Origin of the sequence: Synechococcus sp. CBW1006, assembly GCF_015840525.1 — a bacterium.
In the GTDB taxonomy this organism is placed as follows: Bacteria; Cyanobacteriota; Cyanobacteriia; order PCC-6307; family Cyanobiaceae; genus CBW1002.
Map to the genome: position 1 here is coordinate 1,308,299 of NZ_CP060396.1, position 22,892 is coordinate 1,331,190.

A 22,892-nucleotide genomic window follows, 5' to 3' on the forward strand; every position below is an offset into this window, starting at 1 on the left:
CCGGGAGGCCACACTCCCATCCCCGATGCAGTTTCATCAGCCTTGGCTTTCACCTGCTGACTCGTGACACACGCCCAAGACTTACTGTGCCGCACCCGACCTCGCGCCGCTACTGGATGGCAGCACTGCCGGTGAGTTGATCCCCGAGCTGGCCCGTTACGGCCTGCAGCAGCTGATCGAGCTGGAGGTCGCTGCCGTGCTGGGTGCCGACCGCCACGAGCGCACCGAGGAGCGGCTCGGCTATCGCAACGGTTACCGGCCCCGCAGTCTGACCACCCAGGTAGGCGACATCGACCTGCTGATCCCCAAACTGCGGGCTGGCAGCTTCCTGCCCTCGATCCTCGAGCCCCGTCGCCGGGTGGAGCAGGCCCTCTACGGCGTGATCATGGAGGCCTACATCTGTGGGGTCTCCACCCGCAAGGTGGATGCCCTGGTCGCCGCCCTGGGATCCCAGAGCGGTATCTCCAAATCCCAGGTCAGTCGCATCTGCCAGGACATCGACGAGCAGGTTCAGGCGTTTCTGAACCGGCCCCTGCAGGAGTCCGGCTACGCCTACGTCTACCTGGATGCCACCTACCTCCACGGCCGGCTGGGCAAGGCCCTGCAGGTCTGCTCAAGGGCCGTCGTCGTCGCCATGGGGGTCAACGCCGATGGTCGCCGTGAGCTGCTGGGCCTCAAGGTGGGCGACAGCGAGAGCGAGGGCTTCTGGAGTGAGTTCCTCGCCTCGCTCAAAGAGCGCGGCCTGACTGGCGTCAAGCTGGTGATCTCCGACGCCCACGTGGGCCTCACCAAGGCCATCAGGCGCCAGCTGCAGGGCTGTGTGTGGCAGCGCTGCCGCGTCCACTTCGCCCGCAACCTTCTCCAGCGCGTCCCCAAAGCCCACCAGGGCATGGTCACCGCCGCCCTGCGCTCGGTGTTCGCTCAGGAGGATGCCGGAGAGATCCTCAGCCGCTGGGATGACCTGGCCGCCTCGCTGGCGGAGCGCTTCCCCAAGGCCACCGAGCTCATGAACGAGGCCAGAGAGGACGTGCTGGCCTTCCGTCACTTCCCGCAGCCTCACTGGAAGAAGGTCTGGAGCACCAACCTGCTGGAGCGGGTCAACGAGGAGATCAAGCGCCGCACCAGGGTGGTCGGCATCTTCCCTAAGAGTTTGCTGAAAAACCAACCCACGAGCCAGTTTTCCACAGGCATCAGTGGATTTCCGGCTCAAAAAGACGGATCGGCGGCTATCAGAGCCGCAAACAGCCCGATTTCGGCATCGTTGGCCTCTCTGCAAGGCATTGGTTGAGGCCTATTGGGCACACCTCTGGACAACGGGCTGTTCATGCCGCCTCCATCGCGGGCTTGAGCAGGTTGCCCAGGCGGATCAGGTTGTAGGCGATCACATGCAGGCCAAACACGGCGCCGACCTTCTCGGTACCGCGCAGTTTGAACTGGCGCAGCCCTCCGAACGCCTTGATCCAACCAAACACCTTTTCGATCCCCCGGCGGGCGTTGATCGATTTGGAGTAGCCCACGTGACGGGTGGTGCGGCCATCAATGGCTGAGCCACCGCTGCGGGCCGTGTTCTGGGCCACGTGGGGCGTGACACCGATCCGCCGCATCTCAGCGACAAACCCTTTGGTGTCGTAGTTCTTGTCGGCGCCGACGGTCTTCTGGTGGGCACCGGTGAGGTCTGCTGCCATCTCTTTGGCGGCATCCCGCTCACCGGTGCCCGTGGCCTGGGTGACGCGGCAATCGACGATCAGGTCGTGGCGGTTGTCCATGAGGACATGGCCCCGATAGCTCAGCTGCGCTGGATGGGCATTCGATTTCCGGGCCAGCCGTGCCTCAGGATCGGTGCTGGAGCGGTGGGTCTCGTTGCTGAGCTTGATGCCGCGAAAGTCCCCTTTGGCGCGCTTCTTTCCCTCTTTGGGAGCACCGAATCCTTCGCCAGGACCTGTGGGCGGAGGCGGAGGATCCTCCTGGCCATCGATCCGCTCCAAGGAAGCGTGTGACGCCCAGGCCTGGAGCAACGTGCCGTCCACCGAAAAGTGCTCGTCACTGAGCAGCGGTTTGACCTCGGGTGCTCCCATCAGCTTCTCCAGGAACAGCCCCATGACGTCGTCAGTGAGGAGCCGATCACGATTCTTGGTGAATGTGGTCGGATGCCAGATCGCATCGTCAGGGCTCAAGCCCACAAACCAGCGGAACAGCAGGTTGTAGTGGACCTGCTCCAGCAGCAGCCTCTCGGAGCGGATGCCGTAGAACGCCTGCAACAACGAGGCCAGCAGCAGCTGCTCTGGCGGCACCGATGGTCTCCCTTCTGAGGCATACAACCTGCAGAAGGTGGGATTGAGTCGATCGAGGGCCTGATCCGCCAGCTTGCGAATCCGCCTGAGTGGATGGCTGGTCGGGATCCGCTCCTCGATCGAGACGTAGGAGAACAAGGAGCCGCTGCGCTCCTGCTGACCTCGCATCAAACCTGGGGCAGTTGCCCTATTTTCGCAGAGGCGGCGGGGTTTTTCAGCAAACTCCTAACGACGCGTCGATCACCCGCCTGGTGGGCGCGGTATTGCTGGAGCAGCACGAGCACTGGCAGCTGGAGGGACGCCGCATGTTCTCAGCCGAGAGCATGGCCGCCATCCCGGAGCTGGAGGATCTGCCGGCCCTGCTCAGCGCCGCCGCCGCAGAGGTGCAAGACGCAGGCCCCAGGTGATTGAGGTGGCAGCGCCCCCACAGGGCGCAGCGGCCTCAATCGCCGCCCGGGGGCCGGCGCTGTAACCCCTGGGCTGCATAGAAGACCCCTGCCGCTCACAACACAGCCGCGATCAGACGAGAGACTTGACAAGTCAATCGCCTCATTTCATCGTGGAAAAACGAGGTGCATCTGCGCCTCAGGAATGACAGCCCGTCATTCCACCCTGTTCACCCTCTGAGTCAGGGCATTCGGGCCTCGGGTTTTACACCACGCAAAGGGACGCGGCCGATACCGACCAAGACCTTCTCGAGAAGGAGCGTGTGATCCGAATGATGCAGGGGGAGCCGCCCATGCTGGGCTGAGCACTATGCGGATTCAGATGCTCTCGTTTGCTCGACCTGCTTCGAAGGCACCGCGGCAAAGCTTCATCGTCTTTTCTTTGTTTTGCATGGAGGGGGTCGCTTTTGTTTAAGTTTTTGTATCCGTTCAGGGGCCGTGACGCAGCCGCGCAGCATTCACCGCCCTTGATCGCTGATCACCAAGCGACCACAGACACCACGATCGATGACGGCCGGCTCAGGGATTCGGCAACAGCGATGGCATCTCACCGCCGCGATGATGGGCGATCAAGGCCTGCTCCAGGAACTGCCAGATATCACGGCCCTGTTGCCGCAGGCTGGTGGTGACCGTGAGCAGCCTGCTGCGGCAGATCGCACCCTGGCGGGATTGGACGCCATGGCTGATCTTGCGCTGAATCACCGAATGGCGCAGGGCACGCTCGGCTGCGTTGTTGGTGGGCTCGATCCCTTCAATCTCCAGGAAGGTCCAGAGGCCATCGCTCACTTGCAGCAACTGATGGCAGGTACGCACCGTCTTGGCCCACGGCGTTCGCTCGCCGCGCTGGCAGCCCAGCTCCACAACCCGCTGCAGCGTGCCCACAAACGCCTGGCGGATCGGCCGACAGCCCTGCTGCAACGTGGACCAGTCGATCGTTCCGTCTTTGTAGCGGTGCCACTGGGCAAACAGCTGCTGCTGCAGGCCCAGCAGCTCCGCTCCAATCTCACCGCTGGCGCCCTGACGGTCAGCGATGGCGGTGAGATCGCGGATCACGTGCGCCCAGCACAGCTGGCGCTGCTCCAGCGGGAGATGGTTGTAGGCGGAGAAGCGATCGCTCACCACAATTCCGCCAAAGGCATTCCCGAGCAGGTCGATCGCGGCGGCAGCCGAGCGGCTCAGGCTCTGCAAGAACACTGTCACCCCCATGGCGGTCACCATGACCCACTCCCAGCCGCGCCGGCCATCGGGGTTGCCCCCATCGGCATTACCGGTGGGGGCACCGGTTTCATCGACATAGACCACCGACTGCTGACGGGCAAACGCAAGGGCCTCCTGCATGGGCTGCTCCAGTGCTGCACTCAAGCGCTGGCGGATAGTGGCCATCGCTCCCCGGCTGATCTGTACCCCCAGCAGCTGATCCAGCAGCGCCTGGGTCTTGCTGAAACTCAACGGGAAGGCACTACCCAGCAGACCCACCAGAGCACTGAGCCGGGGACCGTAATGGCTTACTTCCACCTCCGCCGGTAACGAGGCACAGGTGCTGGTGGAACAGCAGGGGCAGACCAGGCGGTGCAGCCGGTGCTCGATCACCAGAGGCGTGATCGGTGGAATCTCGATCACCTGGTGCCTCAAGGGCTCGGGATCCTGACCCTGTAGCAACGTGCCGCAGCGGCGGCAGGCCTGGGGGTGGTGCTCGACCACCTCATCCACCCGCTCGATCGGCAGCAGCTCCGGCCCAGATCCGGGATGGCCCGGCTGGCCGCCGCGCTTGCGGCCACTGCCCTTGCGTCGTTCGGGCGGCCTAAACCCCTGGCCATCACTGGAGGGAGGCTTGGAAGAATTGCGGGAGCTGCGGCCGATCCGCTCGCGCAGATGGGCCAGTTCGGTCGCCAGGGCGGTGAGCTGGACGCGGAGCTGCACCATCTCCTCCTGTTGAGCCAGGATGAACTCCCTGGCACCAGCTGGCCACGACAACCAGTCCACCTCGGAAATGCCAGCAGGAGGGGCGCCCATCTCAAGCAGTCTCTGCCTGAGATGCAAACGGGAATCAGGACGCCGTCAAGGGTTCAGCAGAGACGATGTTCGCCGCGTGCTGTCCCGACCCCTGAATGCTTACAAGTTTTTTTTCCGCGAGTGTCGCGCCGCGCTCTTGGCAAAACGGTCGAACGGATGTTTCTTGAAAGTCTTTCTTCTAGGCCTGCCGGTTTTTCTGGTTAGTTGCGGTGTGGTGCCTCAGCAGACCCTTCGCATTGGCGCCAACCTCTGGCCAGGCTATGAGACTCTCTACCTTGCTAGGGAGCTTGGCTATTACAAAGATAAGCCGATTCGACTTTTTGACTATCCATCAGGAACCGAACAAGTCAAGGCTTATCGAAACAGTGAGATCGATGGCGCAGGGCTCTCTATTGATCAGGTTCTCGACCTTGCCGCTACCCAAGCAAACATCAAAATCATTGCTGTGATGGACTTCTCCAGCGGTGGTGACGTTATTCTCGGGCAGCCTGAGATTAAAAATGTTAAAGCACTTATGGGTCGTCGCATCGGAGTGGAATCAACAGCTCTTGGAGCCTTTTTACTTGCCAGAGCACTGGAGAGGAATGGTCTGCATCCTCAGGATGTTCAGATCGTGTCCCTTGAACTGGCTGATCACGAGCAAGCGTTTAGAAATCGAGAAATAGATGCAGTTGTCACATTCGGGCCAGCGCGCTCAAGACTCCTGGAAGAGGGAGCCACACAGATATTTGATAGTAGCATGATTCCAGGAGAGATTATTGACGTTCTTGTGGTTAGTGACGACGCAATTGCGCGCAATCCCAAAGCTGTGCAGGCTCTTGTTGACGGCCGATTCAAAGCACTTGGCTACTTCGAGAGAAACCCTCTGCTGGCTGCCAAGCTTATGGCTAAGCGTACCCAGGTGAGGCCTGCACAGCTGCTTGACTCATTCCAAAAACTGAAGCAGCCATCCCTTCAGGAAAATCAAGCTCTTCTCGGTCAAAAGAATGCTAATCTGGCGCTATCCATCAATAAACTTGTAGATCTAATGATCAAGAACAGGTTGATTGATAATAGGGTTGATCCTTCCGCCTTGCTTGATGATCAATTTGTTAGGGCATCGTCATCCCAGGCAAGTCAATGAAAAGAATTCTGAGAAAATACCCCCCCCCCCCACTTCGTTATGCGATTCCTGCGGCACTTGTGCTGTTTGGCAGTCTAGCTGGGTTAGCATTATTCTTGTTTGAGGTTAATGCGACTTATCGCTTGGCCGAGAATTCTGCCAAGGCAAATCTCAGGAGGGTCACAGCTCAAGTATCCCAAGTCATCGAATATCTGTATCGATCAAGTGATAGTGAAAGTCAGATTGAGGCACTTGTAAGCCGACTGGGCTCGTACCGGGGCTACTTAAGTGCGATCATTTTCAGCGAGAATAATACTGTTATTCAGTCTAATGACTACCGGCAAATAGGCAATGCAATGAGAGATACACAGGCTTTTAAGTATCAATCTGAATTCCTTAAGATTAGACAGGCGCTGGCTGGCGTAATATTGAAAGTAGATAATGGTGACCGGCTAATTGCGCTGTATCCTGTATTGCTAAAGTCGGGTAAATATGAAATTAAGCCTTCCAGGGTAGCAATTCTGTTCGTTGAGTATGATCTTAGCGGTCTGAATCAGAAGGCTTTTGCCAATGCTTTCAAGCGGGCTATTGGTTCTAGCATAATATTGGTCATTTTCTGTCTATTATTGTGGCTGTATTTCGAGTCTACTCTCAGCAAGCGAATCCAGAAGCTAGTTGCTGCAAGTAATAATTTTGGAGAAGGTAGGCTCAATTCCCGCAGCTTTCTGACAGGGTCTGATGAGCTCGCTTCTGTCTCTGCTGCTTTGTAAGCATTCAGGGGTCGGGACAGCACGCGGCGAACATCGTCTCTGCTGAACCCTTGACGGCGTCCTGATTCCCGTTTGCATCTCAGGCAGAGACTGCTTGAGATGGGCGCCCCTCCTGCTGGCATTTCCGAGGTGGACTGGTTGTCGTGGCCAGCTGGTGCCAGGGAGTTCATCCTGGCTCAACAGGAGGAGATGGTGCAGCTCCGCGTCCAGCTCACCGCCCTGGCGACCGAACTGGCCCATCTGCGCGAGCGGATCGGCCGCAGCTCCCGCAATTCTTCCAAGCCTCCCTCCAGTGATGGCCAGGGGTTTAGGCCGCCCGAACGACGCAAGGGCAGTGGCCGCAAGCGCGGCGGCCAGCCGGGCCATCCCGGATCTGGGCCGGAGCTGCTGCCGATCGAGCGGGTGGATGAGGTGGTCGAGCACCACCCCCAGGCCTGCCGCCGCTGCGGCACGTTGCTACAGGGTCAGGATCCCGAGCCCTTGAGGCACCAGGTGATCGAGATTCCACCGATCACGCCTCTGGTGATCGAGCACCGGCTGCACCGCCTGGTCTGCCCCTGCTGTTCCACCAGCACCTGTGCCTCGTTACCGGCGGAGGTGGAAGTAAGCCATTACGGTCCCCGGCTCAGTGCTCTGGTGGGTCTGCTGGGTAGTGCCTTCCCGTTGAGTTTCAGCAAGACCCAGGCGCTGCTGGATCAGCTGCTGGGGGTACAGATCAGCCGGGGAGCGATGGCCACTATCCGCCAGCGCTTGAGTGCAGCACTGGAGCAGCCCATGCAGGAGGCCCTTGCGTTTGCCCGTCAGCAGTCGGTGGTCTACGTCGATGAAACCGGTGCCCCCACCGGTAATGCTGACGGTGGCAACCCCGATGGCCGGCGCGGCTGGGAGTGGGTCATGGTGACCGCCATGGGGGTGACAGTGTTCTTGCAGAGCCTGAGCCGCTCGGCTGCCGCCGCGATCGACCTGCTCGGGAATGCCTTTGGCGGAATTGTGGTGAGCGATCGCTTCTCCGCCTACAACCATCTCCCGCTGGAGCAGCGCCAGCTGTGCTGGGCGCACGTGATCCGCGATCTCACCGCCATCGCTGACCGTCAGGGCGCCAGCGGTGAGATTGGAGCGGAGCTGCTGGGCCTGCAGCAGCAGCTGTTTGCCCAGTGGCACCGCTACAAAGACGGAACGATCGACTGGTCCACGTTGCAGCAGGGCTGTCGGCCGATCCGCCAGGCGTTTGTGGGCACGCTGCAGCGGGTTGTGGAGCTGGGCTGCCAGCGCGGCGAGCGAACGCCGTGGGCCAAGACGGTGCGTACCTGCCATCAGTTGCTGCAAGTGAGCGATGGCCTCTGGACCTTCCTGGAGATTGAAGGGATCGAGCCCACCAACAACGCAGCCGAGCGTGCCCTGCGCCATTCGGTGATTCAGCGCAAGATCAGCCATGGCGTCCAATCCCGCCAGGGTGCAATCTGCCGCAGCAGGTTGCTCACGGTCACCACCAGCCTGCGGCAACAGGGCCGTGATATCTGGCAGTTCCTGGAGCAGGCCTTGATCGCCCATCATCGCGGCGGTGAGATGCCATCGCTGTTGCCGAATCCCTGAGCCGGCCGTCATCGATCGTGGTGTCTGTGGTCGCTTGGTGATCAGCGATCAAGGGCGGTGAATGCTGCGCGGCTGCGTCACGGCCCCTGAACGGATACGCTGCTTTTAACAGCATGGCAGACAAGATGCAAGCCAATTCGGTCAGGTTGGAGAAACTGGCAAGCAAGGAAAGGCTTCTCCGCGAGATTAATCATCGAATTCACCAGTCCCTTGAGCTTGATCAGATTTTCGAGACTGCCACATGCGATATTCTTCATTATCTCAAAGCAGATAGAGTTGCAATTTATCAGTTTCTTCCTCGATCCGCCCACAAGCGGGGCCGATTTGTTGCCGCATCGGCAGCTCCTGGTGTGACTTCAATCCTTCATTTAGAAGCCGAAGACAAGTGCTTTTCTCCCCAGCTTGTTGAGCGTTACCTGTCGGGTGGATTCCATTTTGTCGATGATGTTCGGACGGCAAATATATCTACTTGTTATCGCGAGCTTCTTGGGAGGTTTGGTATTGTTTCCAACGCTGTTTTTCCCCTTGCTTATTCAGGTCAGTTGTGGGGACTTCTTTGCATGCATCAGTGCAAGGCAGCGAGGGTGTGGAGCGAAGAGGATATCGAATCTGTCGATTCCGTCTCCCGTCAAATTAGTATCGCTCTGCAGCAGTCTAATCTGTTTAGTCGAATTCAGCAAGAGTTGTCTCGCACCAGGCGCGCCCAATCAAGCCTTGTGCGGACAAACAAAAAATGGTACAGGCAAACACTGAATTGGCTCGTGCGACACGCTTAAAGAATGAATTCCTGGCCAACATGAGCCATGAGATCCGCACGCCGATGAATGTGATTATCGGGATGACGCGGCTGCTGCAGCAGACTGATCTCGATCGCAGGCAGGGCAATTACGCTGCAAAGGTGCGCACATCTGCGGAAAACTTGCTTGGTATTATCAACGACATCCTTGACTTTTCCAAGATCGAATCCGGCCGTTTGATCATGGAAGCGACCGACTTCTCCCTCGACAATGTGCTTTGTTATGTAGGGGATTTGATCGGGATGAGGGCTGGAGTAAAGGGCCTGGAACTGCTCTTCGATCATTCGATTGATTCCCCTGACTCCCTGTTGGGTGATCCGCTGCGTCTTTCGCAGGTGTTGATTAATCTCTGTGACAACGCAGTGAAGTTTTCTGATCAGGGCGAGGTTGTTGTGAAGGTGGAGATACTGGACGTTGGCGTTGATTCCGTGATGCTGCACTTCTTGGTGCGGGATACGGGCATCGGCCTGTCAGAAGAACAGATTGGCCTTTTGTTCCAGCCGTTCAGCCAGGCCGACAGCTCGGTGACGCGCAAGTATGGCGGCACGGGATTGGGGCTGGCGATTTCCCGGAATATTGCGGAAATGATGGGCGGCTCGATCTGGGTTGACAGTGTCCCCAATGTGGGCTCCACGTTCCATTTCAGTGCTCGTTTCGGCCTGCCCTATGGGGCTGCCAATCCGATGTTGTGTTTGGAGGAGTTGCGCGGTGTGCGTGTGCTGGTGGTGGACGACAACTCCACTGCCCGCGAGATCACCGTTGCCATGACCCGCAGCTTCGGCATGGAGGTCGACAAAGCCAGCGATGGTGAGCAGGCGGTGCGGGCCGTGCGGCAGGCCGATGCTGCAGGCCATCCCTATGCCCTCGTGCTGATGGATTGGAGAATGCCGCTGATGAACGGGGTGGAGGCGGGTCTGGAGATCAGGGCGCTGCCTTTGCAGGCGCAGCCGCGCCTGTTGATGCTGACGGCTTTCGGGGCCGATGATATCTGGCTGGACGCCGAGCGTGATGGGCTCGTGTTCCACGGGGCGATCGCCAAGCCCACCACGCCCTACTCCCTGCTGAAGGCCATCGCCGCAGCCCTGGATCATCTCCAGATCCAGTCGCAGGCGTCCCGTTCTGAGGCGGAACGGCAATCGGCGGAACCGATCACGGCGCTGACCGGCGCCCGGGTGTTGCTGGTGGAAGACAACGCCATGAACCAGGAACTGGCCTGCGAGCTGCTGAGCCAGGCCGGCCTGGTGGTGGAGACGGCCTGCAACGGCCAGGAGGCTCTCGATCTGCTGGCGCACGATCGCCGCTTCGACGGCGTGTTGATGGATTGCCAGATGCCGGTGATGGATGGCTACACCGCCACACGCGCGATCAAGGCCGATTCAGCCCTGGCATCGATGCCTGTGATCGCGATGACGGCCAATGCCATGGAGGGGGATCTCGAGAAGGTGCTGGCGGTGGGCATGGTGGATCACATCGTCAAGCCTCTGGATGTGGAGGCGATGTTCCGCACCCTGGCGCGCTGGATTCAGCCTCCTGCAGCATCACCACCTGATGCCGCCCGGGCGCCGGAGTTTCCGCTTCTGCCGGGCCTTGATCAGCGTGCCGGTATGACCAGCACCATGGGCAATGCCCAGCTGTACCGGCGCTTGCTGCGGCGTTTTGCCGACGAGCAGCAGACCTTCGAGGCCCAGTTCCGGGCGGCGTGGCAGGGGGGCGATGTCAGCACGGCCACCCGTCTGGCGCACACGCTCAAGGGCACGGCGGGCACCATCGGCGCCCGCGGCGTGCAGCAGGCGGCCGCGACCCTGGAAGCGGTCTGTTCGGAGCAGTCGGAGCTATCCGAGCAATCGGAGCAATCCGAGCAAGCAGACGCTGAAAGCGCCCAGGTTGAGGATGCACTGCAGGTGTTGCTCGCCCAGCTTCGCCCTGTGCTGGCGGGCCTGGAGGCCCTGGAACCTGGCGAGGGGTCGTGCGAGGGCTCTGGTTCCGTGGACCGCTCAAGGGCCCGGGTGGAGCAGGACCCTGCCGCTCTCGCTCTCCAGCAGAAACGGCTGGAGCATTGCTGCAGCTTGCTGGCCGCCAGCGATGCGCAGGCGCGGGAGGCGTTGGAGGACCTGGCGGAGCAGCTCGGTCCCTCCGCTCTGGGAGATCAGGTGCGCCGGGCGCTGCACTGCGCCCGCCGCTTTGACTTCGATGCGGCACTCGCCGCCCTGAACACCGTTCCGGCTGGTTCGGCCTGAGTCTTCAGCGGCGCTTGGTTCAGCCGTGCCTTGATCTGTGCTGCCGTGATCAGCGGCGCCCCAGCAGCTCTTCCCAGGAGGGTGTCTCCTGCGGGGTACTGCTGGTTCCGCGCCCCTCGCTGCTGCACGCAGCGCTGCGGGATGGAGCGCTGCGCGACGGGGCGGTGTTGCGGTTGGCGCCAGCTTTGTTGGTTCTGGTGATGGGTCGGTTGCGGGTGATGGACATGACGTTGTGACTGGATATGGATCACGCACCGGCCAGCTGCCACGGTCCCCGATGGGACTCGCACACGGGCAGCACAGACGTGGCGGTGGATCACCGCCAGGGCTTTGGTCCTGAAGGGCCGTCCCCAGGAAGCGCAGGGGCGGCTCGGTGCTGGTTCCGGCATGCGCGAGCACGCGGCTCGCCGGCTTCTGCCAGATGAGAGCAACGTAACCCACAAAACGGCAGAACGGCAGGAACCCTCACATTCGGCCAGGTTCAGGTCGGTATTGGCGCCGCCACAAGCGCCGCCATCAGCAGCCCGAGGTAGGTGCCCAGCATGTAACCGATCAGCCCCACGGCCACCCCCGGCACGGCCAGGTCCTGGCGGCCGCAGGAGGTGGCCAGGGCCAGAGCTGTGGAGGGCCCGCCCACGGCGGCCTGGCTGGAGACGAGCGTGTCCACCAGGCCCCAGCGGCGCCAGCGGGCCAGGGCCAGCACCCCCACCGCCTGCACCGCCACCACCAGGGCGGCATAGATCAGCACGTTCAACCCTTCCCCCAGCAGCGCCATCACGGCCGCGCTCAGGCCGATCACCGCAAAGAAGGGATGGATCGCCAGCAGGCCCAGGGGGTAAGCCAGCGCCTTGCAGCGCAGGCCGGGAATCTGGGCCACCACCAGCGCCAGGCTGGTGAGCACCACGATGCCGAGGCCCGGCACCTGGGGCAGCAGGGGCTCCAGCCAGGCGGTGAGCGCCGTGGCGGCCAGCATGGTGAGCACGGCCAGCGCCAGGCAGGCCAGGGCCTGGCCACCCCACTGGCGCCAGTGCCGCCACACCAGCGGAATGAAGCGCGCGCCGGGATCGAGCGCTCCGGCCTCCGTCTCCAGGTTGAGGTTGTTTTGGCGTCGATGCCCCAGCAGCAGGCTGAGCAGAAACCACACTGTGAAGACCAGCTGATCGGCGGCGGTGGCCAGGGTCACCAGGTCGGGCCGCACCGCCAGGGCCCGCGCCACTGACACGAAATTGAGGCTGCCGCCGGTGTAGGTGGCCGTGAACAGACCGGCCAGGGGCGGGGTGTCTGCCCCGAGCGCGGGGCCCAGCAGCAGGGCGCCGAGCAGGGCTGCCAGACAGGTCACCACCACCGCGGCGGCGAAGGGGGCGATCAGGCTGCGGCCCTCCTCCCACACCCGCCGGCCATCCACCGCCAGCAGCAGCAGCACGATCGCCACCGAAGTGAGCGGCCCATTCACGCCCTCCGCCACCGATTCCGGCAGGCGTAGCCCCAGACCATTGGAGGCGAGCAGGCCGAGGCTCAGCACCCAGAGCGTGGGGCCGAGCCGCCCGAACCAGCCGGGGCGCTCGCCCAGCCAGAAGCCCATCGCCGTCAGGCCCAGCACCAGCGCCCAGCCCGCCAGGGTGTCGTTCATCTGTGTCGCCGTGTCGGCACCCGGAACCTGGCGCCCATGCTGCAGCCGCCCCAGCCGAGCCGGGCTGGTGCCGTCAGAATGCGCCGATCCGATCCCGGCGCATGACCCCCCGGAACGCCATCGCGTTCGGCCTGCTGGTGATGGTGCCCCTGTCGGCCTTGGCCGAAACCCTGCACTGGGGCGATGGGGCGGTGTTCGCCACCTCGGCGCTGGCGATCATTCCCCTGACGATCTGGCTGAGCACGGCCACCGAGGAGCTGGCCATCAGCTTCGGCCCCTCGATCGGGGCTCTGCTCAATGCCGTGTTCGGCAATGCCACCGAGCTGATCATTGCCCTCACCGCCCTGAAAGCCGGTCTGGTGGAGATCGTCAAGGCCAGCATCACCGGCACGGTGATGGCCAACCTGCTGCTGGCTCTGGGGCTCTCGATGCTGGTCGGTGGCATCGGGCGCAGTGAGCAGCGCTTTCAGCCGGTGGTGGCCCGGGTGAATGGATCGGCCATGACCCTGGCGGTGCTGGCGATCCTGCTGCCCAGTGTCGGCAGCCTCGCCAGCGGCAACCTGGCCGGTGGCGGCGATGGTGGCGTGGCAGCGGCCGGCCGCGAATCCTTCTCCCTGTTCGTGGCCTGGGTGCTGCTGGCGGTCTACGGCCTCACCCTGTTGTTTTCGCTGCGCACCCACCGCACCCTCTATGCCGTGGCCGAAGCCGACAGCGAGGAGCTCGCCCATGGCGGGGAGCGCCCCAAGGTGCTCCCCTGGGTGATGGTGCTGCTGCTGGCCACCCTGGCGCTCACCTATGAATCCGAGCTGTTTGTCGGCGTGGTGGAGAGCGTCACCGAGGGCTTCGGGCTCACGGCCCTGTTCACCGGCGTGGTGTTGCTGCCGCTGCTGGGCGGCGCCGCCGAATACCTCACGGCGGTGAGCATGGCCCGCAAGGACAAGATGGATCTGTCGGTGTCGGTGGCCCTGGGCTCGACCCTGCTGGTGGCCCTGCTGGTGGTGCCCCTGCTGGTGCTGCTGGGGCCCTCCCTGGGCCACCCCCTCGATCTGAGTTTCAACCTCTATGAACTGGTCGCCGTGATCGCCGCCGTGGTGGTGAGCAACCTCGTCAGCCTCGATGGGCGTTCCGACTGGCTGGAGGGGGTGCTGCTGCTGGCGACCTACCTGATTCTGGCCGCAGGTTTCTACTTCCAGGGCGGTTCCCTGCCATGAGTCAGCTGTCCGACGAGCGCCGCACGGCTCCGGCCCCCTTCCGCCCGATCACCCTCTGGGCCCTGCTGCGCCAGTCGCCCCTGCTGCGGTTGCTGCTGGCGGTGGCGCTCACCCTGGCGGCCTCCCTGGCTGGCCTGGTCTGGGTGGCGGCGGCGGCGGCCCTGCTCACCGTGGGGCTGTCGCTGCATCAGTTGCTGCCGCCGCTCTGGCAATTGCTGCGCCAGCGGATCGACGATCCCCCCACCGCCCGCATCGCGGCCGTGCTGGCGCTGGTGCTGGCCCTGGTGGTGATCACCCTGCAGCTGGGCTGGTGGGATCCCCTGCTGGGGATCTACCGCCGCGCCGACTGGGAGGCGATCGGCGCCATCGGCGAAGGGGTGATCGGCGCCTTCGGGCAGATCCTGGTGGCTTCGGTGGCGCTGATGATCGCCTGGCGGCAGGTGATGGTCGACCAGCGGCTCACCACCCAGCAGAACCGCATCACCCAGGCCCAGACGATCGACAGCTTCATCCACGGCGTCTCCGAGCTGATCAGCGACGACGAAGGCCTGCTGGAAGACTGGCCGCTGGAGCGGATGCTGGCCGAGGGGCGGCTGGCGGCCGTGCTCAGCAGCATCGATGCCGACGGCAAGGCCCGCATCCTGCGCTTTCTCTCCCATGCGCGCCTGCTCACACCGCTGCGGCGCGACCATCGGCTCGGCCGCGCCATCCTCGATGGCCAGGGAAGCTACGAAGAAGACCGGGTGGCCGGCGTGCCCGTGATCCAGCTGTATCAGAGCCTGCGGGGTCAGGACCTGGCCGGCACCGATCTGCGCGGCATTGATTTCAATGGCGCCGACCTGCGCGGCACCAATCTCGAAGCCACCGACCTCAGCGACGCCAACCTGGCCGGTGCCGATCTGGGCGGGGCCTGCCTGGAGGGGGCACGGCTGGAGCGCACCCGCTTCTTCTATGGCCCGCTGGAGAGCGCCACGCCGCGCCAGATCGGTCTCAGCCCTGATTTTCTGAGTGGACGGGGCACCGGCGCCCTGGTGGAGAACATCAATCTCACGGGGGTGCGGCTGCTGGATCCGGAAGCCCGCCACTACCTGGCGGCCTGGAGCGGCAAGCGCTCCCGCCAGACCCTGCCGGGCGGCTGCAAGGGGCTGCCGGATCGGCTGGCGCTCCGCGCCGAGGAGGGCGCCTGATGGGCTGGATCGCCCTGGTCGCGGCCCTGGCCGCCGGGTTCTGCGGCTGGAGCTCCCTGCATCAGGGGCGCCGCCTGCGCCTGCTGCGGGCGGCGCGCAGCAGCAGCGTGGCCGAATTGCTGGATCTGCACGCCACCGTGGTGGATGGCATCGGCGGGGGCTCCTTCCGGGAACTGGTCAAGCTCGAGGGGGAGCTGGTCTGCGAGGAGCCGCTGCAGGCCCCCTGGAGCGGCGAGGCCTGCGTCGCCTTCGTCGATACGGTCACGCACCTGTATCAGGAGCGGGTTGAGGAGCAGACCACCGATTCCGAAGGGCGCACCACCACCAAAAGCCGCTGGGAGCAGCGCTCCCAGGAGGTGAGTCGGCTGGAGCGGCGCTGCTGCTTTCGCCTGGCGCAGGCCGGGCAGGAGCTGCCGGTGGAACCGGAGCAGGCCGAGCTGGAGTGGGAATCGGTGCTCTCCGTCCTCGAACCCGACGACGAGGCGGCGCCTTCCGGCAAGGGTCAGGCTTTGGCGCGTCAGCAGATCCGCAGCCTCGGGATGCGCCGCGATGAGGAGGTGTTCCGCTCAGGTGGGCGGATCTTCGTGGTGGCCGAGGTCAGCGATGCCAGCGGCAGCCTGGCCCTGCGCAAGCCGGAGCAGGAGGGCCTGTTCCTGATCCGCCGCGAAGGTGAGCAGCTGCTGCTGTCACGAACGTCGCGTCAGCGTCGGATGTGGGCCGTGGGCAGCGCCGTGCTTGTCGTCACGGCCGTGGTGCTGGTGGTGCTGAGCTTGGCGGGCTGAGGCTGCCCGCGGCTCCATCAGTGGGCGGCTTGCCCGATTGAAGGTGTATGGGGTATGGTTTTGGACTGCGCAGCACACCGGGAGCGAGAGCACCGGTGGAAACGCAGAGTCTTCGGTGCTGCGAGGCACTGAGGGCGAGTGCCGTTTGCCTGGAAGGGTGAAGGGTGCGTGCTTACGACGAAGGAGGCGCGAGCCACCGGTGTTGTAGGTTTCTTGAGTCGCTGAGAGGCGACGCGCCGAGACGACCCGGAGCCGAGAGGCCAAGGGAGTGGAGGCAGCACCTGGACAATTGAAAAGTTTAGGAACTGACGCTTCTACCGCGTCATTCTGATCGGATCGAACGGTTCTGAGTTCGCAGTGGACCAGCCTTGTGCTGGCGCCAGTGTGGAGTCAAAGCCCGTTGGATGCGGTGTCGAGGATGACGAAACGAGCGGTAGAGGTGTGAGGTCCCGTCAAACATTTTAAGCGACGGGAACCTGCAGTGATGTGGTGCTGCCTTGAGGTCTCACGCCTTGGGTCAGAACTGGGTGAAAACCAGCTGTGGGTGACTGAAGCGAACCGGATCTGAGATCTGGGAAAGTCACGGGATTGTGACGTGAACCATCAGGAAGAATCTGTTCGGAGAGATCCAGATAGAGAGGTCTAGACGGCAAGCGAAACAGTTGTGTGCACTCTCGAACCCTTTCGGTCAGTCGAAAGGTGGTCCCAACTGAAGACTGTGCGCCAGTGCAGGATTTGGGTGAGCGACAAACTTCTCTGCGATGAAAGCTCAAGCGAAAGTTTAGAGCTGACGTTTAAAGGGGGAAGACTACTACGGAGAGTTTGATCCTGGCTCAGGATGAACGCTGGCGGCGTGCTTAACACATGCAAGTCGAACGAACCTTCGGGTTAGTGGCGGACGGGTGAGTAACGCGTGAGAATCTGCCCTCAGGAGGGGGATAACGGCTGGAAACGGCCGCTAATACCCCATATGCCGAGAGGTGAAATGAATTTCGCCTGAGGATGAGCTCGCGTCTGATTAGCTAGTTGGTGGGGTAAGAGCCTACCAAGGCTTCGATCAGTAGCTGGTCTGAGAGGATGATCAGCCACACTGGGACTGAGACACGGCCCAGACTCCTACGGGAGGCAGCAGTGGGGAATTTTCCGCAATGGGCGAAAGCCTGACGGAGCAACGCCGCGTGAGGGATGAAGGCCTCTGGGCTGTAAACCTCTTTTCTCAAGGAAGAAGATCTGACGGTACTTGAGGAATAAGCCACGGCTAATTCCGTGCCAGCAGCCGCGGTAATACGGGAGTGGCAAGCGTTATCCGGAATTATTGGGCGTAAAGCGTCCGCAGGCGGCCTTGAAAGTCTGCTGTTAAAGCGTGGAGCTTAACTCCATTTCAGCAGTGGAAACTACAAGGCTAGAGTGTGGTAGGGGCAGAGGGAATTCCCGGTGTAGCGGTGAAATGCGTAGATATCGGGAAGAACACCAGTGGCGAAGGCGCTCTGCTGGGCCATAACTGACGCTCATGGACGAAAGCCAGGGGAGCGAAAGGGATTAGATACCCCTGTAGTCCTGGCCGTAAACGATGAACACTAGGTGTCGGGGGAATCGACCCCCTCGGTGTCGTAGCCAACGCGTTAAGTGTTCCGCCTGGGGAGTACGCACGCAAGTGTGAAACTCAAAGGAATTGACGGGGGCCCGCACAAGCGGTGGAGTATGTGGTTTAATTCGATGCAACGCGAAGAACCTTACCAGGGTTTGACATCCTGCGAATCCCTTGGAAACGAGGGAGTGCCTTCGGGAGCGCAGTGACAGGTGGTGCATGGCTGTCGTCAGCTCGTGTCGTGAGATGTTGGGTTAAGTCCCGCAACGAGCGCAACCCACGTCTTTAGTTGCCAGCATTGAGTTGGGCACTCTAGAGAGACCGCCGGTGATAAACCGGAGGAAGGTGTGGATGACGTCAAGTCATCATGCCCCTTACATCCTGGGCTACACACGTACTACAATGCTACGGACAAAGGGCAGCAAACTCGCGAGAGCTAGCAAATCCCATAAACCGTGGCTCAGTTCAGATCGTAGGCTGCAACTCGCCTACGTGAAGGAGGAATCGCTAGTAATCGCAGGTCAGCATACTGCGGTGAATACGTTCCCGGGCCTTGTACACACCGCCCGTCACACCATGGAAGTTGGCCACGCCCGAAGTCGTTACTCCAACCCGTAAGGGAGGAGGATGCCGAAGGTGGGGCTGATGACTGGGGTGAAGTCGTAACAAGGTAGCCGTACCGGAAGGTGCGGCTGGATCACCTCCTAACAGGGAGACAAACTGATTGTGATGTCTGAATACTTTATTTTCAGGCCATGATCCTGTCACTCTAGGTCGATCGGTACCTCAACTGTGGAAGCGGAATGGCAACATGTCCGTCCAAGCAGGTTCAGTTCCTAAACTTTGTCTAGGTCACACCCCAACGATTTTTGTTGAGGCGGTGTTGAAACTTGAGAGATGAAATGGTAGCGATACTGAATCATCAATCAGGTGAGACACAACTTTGACGCGATCGCGAGGTCGAACTCCTGGGCCATTAGCTCAGGTGGTTAGAGCGCACCCCTGATAAGGGTGAGGTCCCTGGTTCAAGTCCAGGATGGCCCATTCGTGTTTGGGGGTTTAGCTCAGTTGGTAGAGCGCCTGCTTTGCAAGCAGGATGTCAGCGGTTCGAGTCCGCTAACCTCCATTCCACACTGACGAGCGCCCTCACGGAAGCAAAGGAGAGATTTCTTTGGTGTGATCCTGACGTCTTGGTGACGATTCCAGCCTGTTTTCATTCCCTGAGTGGTTGAAAGCATGCTGGATTCCCTGTCCGCAAGGATGGGCATTCAGCAAGAACCTTGACAACTGCATAGGAAAAGTCTGGAAAAGAAAGCATCTCATAGACGCTGACTTTCCGGTTCTCTCTGGTCGTGGCCTCGGCTGCGGCATCCCAGCGAAAGCGAAGGGAAGATTGAGGTGCAAGCCTCAATATGAGAGAAACAGGAAAGCCAGTGATTCTTGAGTTAGAGCCGAGTACAGCTCGTGTCTTCTGTCTGGCATGGCCACAAGCCACCAAGCAGGAGTTTGATTCTGGCTGTCTGAGATCTCTTGATTGAGAGCTTAGACACTAGAAGAATAGCCTTCAACAAGCTAAACGCGAGTTGTGATTATGGTCAAGCTACAAAGGGCTCACGGTGGATACCTTGGCACACAGAGGCGATGAAGGACGTGGTTACCTGCGATAAGTCTCGGGGAGCTGGAAACACGCTTTGATCCGGGAATTTCCGAATGGGGCAACCCCTAGAACGGCCGCCTGAATCCATAGGGCGGCGCGAGCCAACCCAGCGAACTGAAACATCTTAGTAGCTGGAGGAAAGGAAAGTAAAAACGACTCCCTCAGTAGCGGCGAGCGAACGGGGAAGAGCCTAAACCGATGGGTTCGCCCATCGGGGTTGTGGGACAGCAACGTGGACCAGGGACGTTAGAGGAAGCGTTTGAATGGCGCGCCAGAGAGGGTGAAAGCCCCGTACTCGAAAGCGAAACTGGCCTAGCTGTATCCCGAGTAGCACGGAGCACGTGAAATTCCGTGTGAATCCGCGAGGACCACCTCGTAAGGCTAAGTACTCCTGTGTGACCGATAGCGCAACAGTACCGCGAGGGAAAGGTGAAAAGAACCCCGGGAGGGGAGTGAAATAGAACATGAAACCGTGAGCTTACAAGCAATGGGAGTCCTACTCATAGGATGACCGTGTGCCTGTTGAAGAATGAGCCGGCGACTTATAGGCACTGGCAGGTTAAACCGGGAATGGTGGAGCCATAGCGAAAGCGAGTCTGAATAGGGCGATCGTCAGTGTTTATAGACCCGAACCCGGGTGATCTAACCATGGCCAGGATGAAGCTTGGGTGATACCAAGTGGAGGTCCGAACCGACTGATGTTGAAAAATCAGCGGATGAGCTGTGGTTAGGGGTGAAATGCCAATCGAACCCGGAGCTAGCTGGTTCTCCCCGAAATACGTTGAGGCGTAGCGTCTAGTGCTCCAGCAGGGGGGTAAAGCCACCGTTTCGGTGCGGGCTGCGAGAGCGGTACCAAATCGAGACGAACTCTGAATACCCTGTGTGTAACTAGGCAGTCAGACTGTGGGGGATAAGCTCCATGGTCGAAAGGGAAACAGCCCAGACCGCCAGCTAAGGTCCCCAAATCAATGCTGAGTGATAAAGGAGGTGGGATTGCCCAGACAACCAGGAGGTTTGCCTAGAAGCAGCCATCCTCAAAGGAGTGCGTAATAGCTCACTGGTCGAGCGATCCTGCGCCGAAAATGAACGGGGCTAAGCATTGTACCGAAGCTGCGGATTTGAATCGTAAGATTCCGATGGTAGGGGAGCGTTCCATGTGGGGTGAAGCGTTAGCGTAAGCGGGCGTGGACTGCATGGAAGTGAGAATGTCGGCTTGAGTAGCGAAAACATGGGTGAGAATCCCATGCCCCGAAACCCTAAGGGTTCCTCCGGCAGGCTCGTCCGCGGAGGGTTAGTCAGGACCTAAGGCGAGGCCGAAAGGCGTAGTCGATGGACAACAGGTCAACATTCCTGTACCTGTCATGTTTTGGGAAGGGGGACGGAGAAGGCTAGCCCAGCCAGAAGTTGGTTACTGGTCCAAGCGTTCGAGGCGTTGAGAGCTGGCGAAAACAGCTTGAGCTGAGGCGTGAGTGCGAGCGGCTACGGCCGCGAAGTGGGTGACGTCAAGCTTCCAAGAAAAGCCCTATACCCGTTAAGGCATGATGGCCTGTACCCGAAACCGACACAGGTGGGGTGGTAGAGAATACCGAGGGGCGCGAGGTAACTCTCTCTAAGGAACTCGGCAAAATGGCCCCGTAACTTCGGGAGAAGGGGTGCCACCGCAAGGTGGTCGCAGTGAAGAGGCCCAGGCGACTGTTTACCAAAAACACAGGTCTCCGCTAAGTCGCAAGACGATGTATGGGGGCTGACGCCTGCCCAGTGCCGGAAGGTTAAGGAAGCTGGTCAGCGCAAGCGAAGCTGGCGACTGAAGCCCCGGTGAACGGCGGCCGTAACTATAACGGTCCTAAGGTAGCGAAATTCCTTGTCGGGTAAGTTCCGACCCGCACGAAAGGCGTAACGATCTGGGCGCTGTCTCGGAGAGAGGCTCGGCGAAATAGAATTGTCTGTGAAGATGCGGACTACGTGCACCCGGACAGAAAGACCCTATGAAGCTTTACTGTAGCTTGGTATTGTGCCCGGGCTCTGAATGCGCAGGATAGGTGGGAGGCTTTGATCCATGGCTTGCGGGTCATGGTGAGCCAACGGTGAGATACCACTCTTTCAGAGCTAGGGTTCTAACGGTCACCCGTCATCCGGGGACCGGACAGTATCAGGTGGGCAGTTTGACTGGGGCGGTCGCCTCCTAAAAGGTAACGGAGGCGCGCAAAGGTTTGCTCAGGCTGGTTGGAAATCAGCCGACGAGTGCAAAAGCAGAAGCAAGCTTGACTGTGAGACCTACAAGTCGAACAGGGACGAAAGTCGGCTTTAGTGATCCGACGGTTCTGAGTGGAAGGGCCGTCGCTCAACGGATAAAAGTTACTCTAGGGATAACAGGCTGATCTCCCCCAAGAGTTCACATCGACGGGGAGGTTTGGCACCTCGATGTCGGCTCATCGCAACCTGGGGCTGAAGTCGGTCCCAAGGGTTGGGCTGTTCGCCCATTAAAGCGGTACGCGAGCTGGGTTCAGAACGTCGTGAGACAGTTCGGTCCATATCCGGTGCACGCGCAGGAACATTGAGAGGATTTCTCCCTAGTACGAGAGGACCGGGAGGAACGCACCTCTGGTGTGCCAGTTATTGTGCCAACGGTAAACGCTGGGTAGCCATGTGCGGAGTGGATAACCGCTGAAAGCATCTAAGTGGGAAGCCCACCTCAAGATGAGTGTTCCCATGGCATAAGCCAGTAAGGTCACGGGAAGAACACCCGTTGATAGGCTCTACGTGGAAGCCGGGTAACCGGTGAAGCGGAGGAGTACTAATAGACCGAGGGCTTGACCATTCCATCCCTTGCCATCCTGACCGGATGACACAGGGATCACGCGCTCAAAGCTTTTGGATCCAGACCGGTTGCTTGTCAACCGCTCCTATGCAGTTCTCAGGGTTCAACCTGGGGGCAAAGACCGGCAAGGGGCCTGAAGAGGCCGTTTGCTTTCCTGGTGTTCATGGCGCTGTGGACCCACTCCGATCCATCTCGAACTCGGTTGTGAAACGCAGCAGCGGCAACGATAGTTGGAGGGTAGCCTCCTGCGAAAATAGCTCGATGCCAGGTCAAACTTTGCTCCACGACGACGCCTCCGATGGCAGCCTGATGGCTGCGATCGGGGGCGTTTTCGTGTGCCTGGGTTGTGGACTCCGCCTGGACGCTTGATTGCCTTGGTTGCCCGAGGGCAGCGGTTGGTTTTTCCGGTTTCTCTCCTGGCAACGATGGGCCACGGAGCGCCCCTGAAGGCGGCAGAATGTTTCCAGCTTGTTACGTTCCTCTCATGATTCTCGGGGAGCTGTTCCTGGAGGCCCTCGCCAGTGGCGTGATCACGCCGTCAGAGTTGTCGTGGGTCACCGCGCGGCAGAGCACCTTCTCTCGTGTAGAGGAAGCCACCGCTCTACGACTGGGTCGTCTGCTCGATGACGGCACCATTCAGTTGGGCTGCCGTCTGCCCCAGTTCAAGCTGCACCACGACAGCATCCGGGAAGACTGGATCGAACCCCTCGGCCGCCGGCGGGGGCGTTCGACCCTGGAGGACGCTGCTGTGTTGTCGCTGGCTTGACCAG

Annotated in this window: 15 protein-coding genes, 2 tRNA genes and 3 rRNA genes; 17 read left to right on the plus strand and 3 right to left on the minus strand. The window is 60.9% G+C overall.

Annotated features, from left to right (window positions below):
- The first annotated feature begins 136 nt into the window (after positions 1-136).
- Positions 137-1,288, plus strand: a complete 1,152-nt coding sequence (locus tag H8F26_RS06260; protein WP_231605497.1) for an IS256 family transposase — start codon at positions 137-139, stop codon at positions 1,286-1,288.
- Between the two features lie 34 nt (positions 1,289-1,322).
- Here the strand turns inward: H8F26_RS06260 and H8F26_RS06265 are convergent, their stop codons facing one another.
- Positions 1,323-2,459: an IS5 family transposase gene (locus H8F26_RS06265; RefSeq protein ID WP_197153730.1), complete on the minus strand. Its 1,137-nt coding sequence runs from the start codon at positions 2,457-2,459 to the stop codon at positions 1,323-1,325.
- 14 nt (positions 2,460-2,473) lie between these two features.
- On the opposite strand from H8F26_RS06265, the gene H8F26_RS06270 reads away from it, so the two are divergent.
- Positions 2,474-2,698, plus strand: coding sequence for a transposase (locus H8F26_RS06270; protein ID WP_231605498.1), 225 nt, complete (start codon positions 2,474-2,476; stop codon positions 2,696-2,698).
- Between the two features lie 558 nt (positions 2,699-3,256).
- Here the strand turns inward: H8F26_RS06270 and H8F26_RS06275 are convergent.
- Positions 3,257-4,750, minus strand: coding sequence for an IS66 family transposase (locus H8F26_RS06275; RefSeq protein WP_197154297.1), 1,494 nt, complete (start codon positions 4,748-4,750; stop codon positions 3,257-3,259).
- 76 nt (positions 4,751-4,826) lie between these two features.
- On the opposite strand from H8F26_RS06275, the gene H8F26_RS06280 reads away from it, so the two are divergent.
- The 6 genes from H8F26_RS06280 to H8F26_RS06305 all read left to right on the plus strand — a co-directional run bounded on the left by H8F26_RS06280 (position 4,827) and on the right by H8F26_RS06305 (position 11,485).
- Positions 4,827-5,873 (plus strand): ABC transporter substrate-binding protein, encoded by a 1,047-nt coding sequence (locus H8F26_RS06280; protein WP_231605500.1) that lies wholly within the window; start codon positions 4,827-4,829, stop codon positions 5,871-5,873.
- Entirely contained in the window at positions 5,870-6,622 is a 753-nt protein-coding gene (locus H8F26_RS06285; protein WP_197158311.1) for a hypothetical protein, read from the plus strand. The genes H8F26_RS06280 and H8F26_RS06285 overlap by 4 nt, the downstream gene beginning before the upstream one ends.
- Before the next feature lie 99 nt (positions 6,623-6,721).
- Positions 6,722-8,215 (plus strand): IS66 family transposase, encoded by a 1,494-nt coding sequence (locus tag H8F26_RS06290; protein ID WP_197154297.1) that lies wholly within the window; start codon positions 6,722-6,724, stop codon positions 8,213-8,215.
- A 113-nt stretch (positions 8,216-8,328) separates the two neighbouring features.
- A complete protein-coding gene (locus tag H8F26_RS06295; protein ID WP_197158313.1) occupies positions 8,329-8,991 on the plus strand; it encodes a GAF domain-containing protein in 663 nt (220 codons plus the stop codon).
- A gap of 44 nt (positions 8,992-9,035) precedes the next feature.
- Positions 9,036-11,249, plus strand: a complete 2,214-nt coding sequence (locus H8F26_RS06300) for a response regulator (protein WP_370594689.1) — start codon at positions 9,036-9,038, stop codon at positions 11,247-11,249.
- 14 nt (positions 11,250-11,263) lie between these two features.
- Complete coding sequence (locus tag H8F26_RS06305) at positions 11,264-11,485, plus strand: hypothetical protein (protein WP_197158317.1); 222 nt, start codon at positions 11,264-11,266, stop codon at positions 11,483-11,485.
- A gap of 245 nt (positions 11,486-11,730) precedes the next feature.
- On the opposite strand, the gene H8F26_RS06310 is transcribed toward H8F26_RS06305, so the two are convergent.
- Positions 11,731-12,879, minus strand: a complete 1,149-nt coding sequence (locus tag H8F26_RS06310; protein ID WP_197158319.1) for a DUF819 family protein — start codon at positions 12,877-12,879, stop codon at positions 11,731-11,733.
- Between the two features lie 101 nt (positions 12,880-12,980).
- Here H8F26_RS06310 and cax point away from each other — a divergent pair, with 101 nt between their 5' ends.
- The 9 genes from cax (at position 12,981) to H8F26_RS06355 (ending at position 22,888) form a co-directional block, all read left to right on the plus strand.
- The gene (cax, locus tag H8F26_RS06315) at positions 12,981-14,090 is read left to right on the plus strand and encodes a calcium/proton exchanger (protein ID WP_197158321.1); all 1,110 of its coding nucleotides are present in this window, start codon (positions 12,981-12,983) and stop codon (positions 14,088-14,090) included.
- On the plus strand, positions 14,087-15,277 hold the full coding sequence (locus tag H8F26_RS06320) for a pentapeptide repeat-containing protein (RefSeq protein ID WP_197158323.1): 1,191 nt from the start codon (positions 14,087-14,089) through the stop codon (positions 15,275-15,277). The genes cax and H8F26_RS06320 overlap by 4 nt, the downstream gene beginning before the upstream one ends.
- Positions 15,277-16,059, plus strand: coding sequence for a GIDE domain-containing protein (locus H8F26_RS06325; RefSeq protein ID WP_197158325.1), 783 nt, complete (start codon positions 15,277-15,279; stop codon positions 16,057-16,059). The genes H8F26_RS06320 and H8F26_RS06325 overlap by 1 nt, the downstream gene beginning before the upstream one ends.
- Positions 16,060-16,869: 810 nt before the next feature.
- Positions 16,870-18,355: ribosomal RNA gene (locus tag H8F26_RS06330) — 16S ribosomal RNA — on the plus strand.
- 262 nt (positions 18,356-18,617) lie between these two features.
- A tRNA-Ile gene (locus H8F26_RS06335) sits at positions 18,618-18,691 on the plus strand.
- 9 nt (positions 18,692-18,700) lie between these two features.
- A tRNA-Ala gene (locus tag H8F26_RS06340) sits at positions 18,701-18,773 on the plus strand.
- 467 nt (positions 18,774-19,240) lie between these two features.
- Positions 19,241-22,122, plus strand: a 23S ribosomal RNA gene (locus H8F26_RS06345).
- A 153-nt stretch (positions 22,123-22,275) separates the two neighbouring features.
- Positions 22,276-22,392: ribosomal RNA gene (gene rrf, locus H8F26_RS06350) — 5S ribosomal RNA — on the plus strand.
- The 16S, 23S and 5S rRNA genes sit together here with 2 tRNA genes alongside, the layout of an rRNA operon.
- A gap of 214 nt (positions 22,393-22,606) precedes the next feature.
- On the plus strand, positions 22,607-22,888 hold the full coding sequence (locus H8F26_RS06355) for a hypothetical protein (protein ID WP_197158327.1): 282 nt from the start codon (positions 22,607-22,609) through the stop codon (positions 22,886-22,888).
- Positions 22,889-22,892: the final 4 nt, after the last annotated feature.

Coding starts and splice junctions, on each gene's coding strand:
- H8F26_RS06265 (WP_197153730.1), bottom strand. CDS start 2,459: ATGCGAGGTCAGCAGGAGCGCAGCGGCTCCTTGTTCTCCTACGTCTCG.
- H8F26_RS06275 (WP_197154297.1), bottom strand. CDS start 4,750: ATGGGCGCCCCTCCTGCTGGCATTTCCGAGGTGGACTGGTTGTCGTGG.
- H8F26_RS06285 (WP_197158311.1), top strand. CDS start 5,870: ATGAAAAGAATTCTGAGAAAATACCCCCCCCCCCCACTTCGTTATGCG.
- H8F26_RS06290 (WP_197154297.1), top strand. CDS start 6,722: ATGGGCGCCCCTCCTGCTGGCATTTCCGAGGTGGACTGGTTGTCGTGG.
- H8F26_RS06295 (WP_197158313.1), top strand. CDS start 8,329: ATGGCAGACAAGATGCAAGCCAATTCGGTCAGGTTGGAGAAACTGGCA.
- H8F26_RS06300 (WP_370594689.1), top strand. CDS start 9,036: ATGAATGTGATTATCGGGATGACGCGGCTGCTGCAGCAGACTGATCTC.
- H8F26_RS06310 (WP_197158319.1), bottom strand. CDS start 12,879: ATGAACGACACCCTGGCGGGCTGGGCGCTGGTGCTGGGCCTGACGGCG.
- cax (WP_197158321.1), top strand. CDS start 12,981: ATGACCCCCCGGAACGCCATCGCGTTCGGCCTGCTGGTGATGGTGCCC.
- H8F26_RS06320 (WP_197158323.1), top strand. CDS start 14,087: ATGAGTCAGCTGTCCGACGAGCGCCGCACGGCTCCGGCCCCCTTCCGC.
- H8F26_RS06325 (WP_197158325.1), top strand. CDS start 15,277: ATGGGCTGGATCGCCCTGGTCGCGGCCCTGGCCGCCGGGTTCTGCGGC.
- H8F26_RS06355 (WP_197158327.1), top strand. CDS start 22,607: ATGATTCTCGGGGAGCTGTTCCTGGAGGCCCTCGCCAGTGGCGTGATC.